This window comes from Streptomyces bohaiensis (genome assembly GCF_012033785.1).
In the GTDB taxonomy this organism is placed as follows: domain Bacteria; phylum Actinomycetota; class Actinomycetes; order Streptomycetales; family Streptomycetaceae; genus Streptomyces; species Streptomyces bohaiensis.
In genome coordinates, this window is sequence record NZ_JAAVJC010000404.1 from 1 (window position 1) to 3,080 (window position 3,080).

The 3,080-nt window shown below is 76.1% G+C and carries 3 protein-coding genes; 2 read left to right on the top strand and 1 reads right to left on the bottom strand.

Annotation, left to right across the window (positions count from 1 at the left end):
• Positions 1-882 precede the first annotated feature (882 nt).
• Positions 883-1,416 (top strand): GNAT family N-acetyltransferase, encoded by a 534-nt coding sequence (locus HCN52_RS23250; RefSeq protein ID WP_168090400.1) that lies wholly within the window; start codon positions 883-885, stop codon positions 1,414-1,416.
• Positions 1,417-1,726: 310 nt separating this feature from the next.
• A complete protein-coding gene (locus tag HCN52_RS23255; protein WP_312876852.1) occupies positions 1,727-2,296 on the top strand; it encodes a helix-turn-helix domain-containing protein in 570 nt (189 codons plus the stop codon).
• Positions 2,297-2,349: 53 nt separating this feature from the next.
• Here the strand turns inward: HCN52_RS23255 and HCN52_RS23260 are convergent, their stop codons facing one another.
• Positions 2,350-2,859: a hypothetical protein gene (locus HCN52_RS23260; protein ID WP_168090402.1), complete on the bottom strand. Its 510-nt coding sequence runs from the start codon at positions 2,857-2,859 to the stop codon at positions 2,350-2,352.
• Positions 2,860-3,080 lie beyond the last annotated feature (221 nt).

The following is a 3,080-nucleotide window of genomic DNA, read 5'->3' on the forward strand; positions in this document are numbered from 1 at the left end:
CGCACGAGCCAAGAAGCAGACCGCGAACCGCCGACCCGCACCTGCCGCCCGGCCCCGCCCCTCCCCGCCCCCCCGCTCGGCCAGCCGGTCCACCGACCCCCGTCAGGCGGCACGTCGGCGTCGGCGTGCGCTGCCCGGCGCTGCGCCGTGCGGCCGGGCCCTCGCCCACGTGCGAGCCCTGGGTCAGGTACTCCCCGCAGGAATCTCCCTTCCCCAACTCCACCCCGGTGCGCCCGAGTTACCCACAGGCACCCCAGCCGCCCTGTGGATAACGCCCGCGCACACAGCCCCAAACTTCCGCAATCCCGGCACGCAGTGCCACGCTGCCTGTGGATCATGGAACCGAGGCGTGCGGGCAGCCGGGCAGCTCCGCCCCCGGTCCCGCCCCTGCCGATCCCGCCATCCCGCGAGCGCCCCGAGGCCCCTGCCACCGGGTCCGCCTCACCCTCGCTCCGGCCCGCCGACTCCGCCGGTCGTCCACCCACCCGCCCACCGACCGTGCTGGTCCCCGGCCTCCGCGCCGGAACGACTCCCCCTCGGCGTCACCCCACCACCGCCGCACCACTGCACCTCCCCCGCACCACCACCCATCCCATCGCCGCCACCATCGCCGCCACCGTCACCGGCGCGCCACCACCGCCGCGCACCTGCCGCCCGCTGCCCCCCCCCACCGCAGTCACCGCGGCGGTGGAACCATGGAACCTCATGCGACGGCATCACGGGGAGGCCTGTGGAAAACTCCGCGGCTGTGGACACCATGGTCACCGCTGCGGGTGACACGGGCCGCCCCTCACTCCGCCGCCCGGCCCCGCCCCACCGAGCGACCCACCGGGCCCCTGGCCGCCGTTGCGGGCCGCCCGGCCTGCTGACAGCATCAGCCGTATGGAGTACCAGCTGCGGGTGACGCGAGGCGATGACTGGCAGCGCTATCGGGAGTTGCGTCTCAGCGCGCTGCGGGACCCGGCCGCACCCGTCGCCTTCTTCGAGCCGATCGAGGACGCGCTGGCACGCTCGCCCGACGGTTGGCGGCAGCGGGCCGTCTCCCATCTGCTGCGGACCACCTTCGTCGTCGAACGCACCGGGGACGGAGGGTGGGTGGGTATGGCCACCGCGCTGCTCACGGAGGGCGGTCACATCCACGTCGTCGGCGTGTTCCTCAGGCCGGAGCAGCGCGGCACCGGCCTCGCGGCCGAGTTGCTGGGCGCCGCCATCGCCTGGTCCGGGAAGCGCGAGGTACGGCTGGACGTCCACGAGGACAACGAGCGGGCCGCCCGGTTCTACCGGCGGCTGGGGTTCCGGCCCACGGGCCGGCTGATCCCCGATCCGCGCTGCCCGGAACGCCGGACGATCGAGATGACGCTCTCCACCCCGCCCGCCGAAGCCGCCCCGCCGGACGGCGGTGAGCTCAGGGGCTGAGGCCCGGCAGCCCGCCCGGCAGACGGGCACGGTGGTGCTCGTTTTGGCAACAGGGCTTGCCGTTCTCGCGGCACGGGGGTGGCATGGGGGGATGGACACTTCTCCGCCGCCCGCAGGCGACCGGCCGTCGGCCCCCGAACCGCCCGGAAACCCCCCGCCGAGCGGCTCCGCACCGCACCGCGGCGGCCCCTCGCCGGCCACGGCTGCGGCCGCCGGCAGCCGCAGCAGCACCCGGACCGGCGGCGACGGCGGCAACGACGGGCACGCCAAGGACGACCGGCCCGACCGTGGTGACCGGGACACCGCCGAGATCAGCCGGGTCCTCGCGGGCGTCGGCCCGCGGCTGCGGCAGCTGCGCGAGGAGCGCCAGGTCACGCTCGCCACCCTGGCGGAAGCGACCGGGATCTCCGTCAGCACGCTCTCGCGCCTGGAGTCGGGTGGCCGCCGCGCCACCCTGGAACTGCTGCTGCCGATCGCCCGGGCGCACCGGGTGGCGCTGGACGAGTTGGTCGACGCCCCGGAGACGGGGGACCCCCGGGTGCGGCTGCGTCCGCGCGCGATGGGGCCGCACACCATCATGCCGCTGACCCGCCAACCCGGCGCGCCACAGGCGTACAAGATGATCATCGCGGGCGGGCGGGAGGAACACCCCGAGCAGCGCACCCACGAGGGCTACGACTGGATCTACGTCCTCGCCGGACGGCTGCGGCTGCTGCTGGGCGAGCGTGAACTCGTCCTGACAGCAGGGGAGGTGGCCGAGTTCGACACCCGGCTGCCGCACTGGTTCGGCAGTGCCGACGAGCGGCCGGTGGAGCTGCTCGGCCTGTTCGGGCGTCAGGGCGAGCGCATGCACGTCCGTGCGCGCCCCGCAGCCGACTGACGAACCCCGGGCCCCGCCCGCAGGTCGGTCGACCGCGGTACGCCACCGGCGGCTCAGTCGCCCCGGGCCGCCCCGGGCCCGGTGGCCACCACCGCGAGCGGCGGGGCGACGGCCCGCAGCAGCGCGGTGCGCAGCGGCAGGGTCCGCGGGTCGCTGCCGACGAGGTAGAGCGTGCCGCCGGTCTCCAGCAGCTCCGCCCACGCCGCAGCGTCCGCCTTGCCCGGCGCGGACAGCCGACGGACCGCGGGGTCCTCCATCGCCGCGAGCGCCCGGTTGATCAGCGCCAGGGCGGCGTCCCGCCGTTCCGGGTGGGCGGTGAGCGCGGCCTCCAGCTCCATGGAGGCGCCCGGCGCCACCCGCGGGTGGGAGCGGAGGGTCCGGGCGGGGTCGGCGGAACTGCTCTGCGCCCAGCGGTGGACCGTGGTGAACGGCTCCCCGGTGAGGGCGGCGGCGTGGAGGTAGCAGCGCAGGACCGTCTCGGCGGTCTCCGCGTCGAGTTGGAAGACCGGGGCGGAGGGGCGCACCGGGGCGAGCAGCGCGGCGGCGCGGGCACGGGCGACCACCGGGTCGGTGCAGCCGTGGTGGGGTGCCCAGCGCAGTCGGACGGGGCTGTCGGTGAGCTGTTCCGGGTCGTAGAGGTGGACGGGCCCCCGGTCTGCCCGCCGGACGGCCGTGGCCGCAGTGGATGACGACGTCGAGGTCGTGGGCGCGCGCGGCTCCGCCGACCGCCTCCCGCAGGGCCTGCTCGTCGGTGAAGTCGGCCCGCAGCACCTCCTCGGAGACT

Bases quoted from the DNA above. Each gene is read 5' to 3' on its own strand.
- HCN52_RS23250 (WP_168090400.1), top strand. From the start codon at position 883: ATGGAGTACCAGCTGCGGGTGACGCGAGGCGATGACTGGCAGCGCTAT.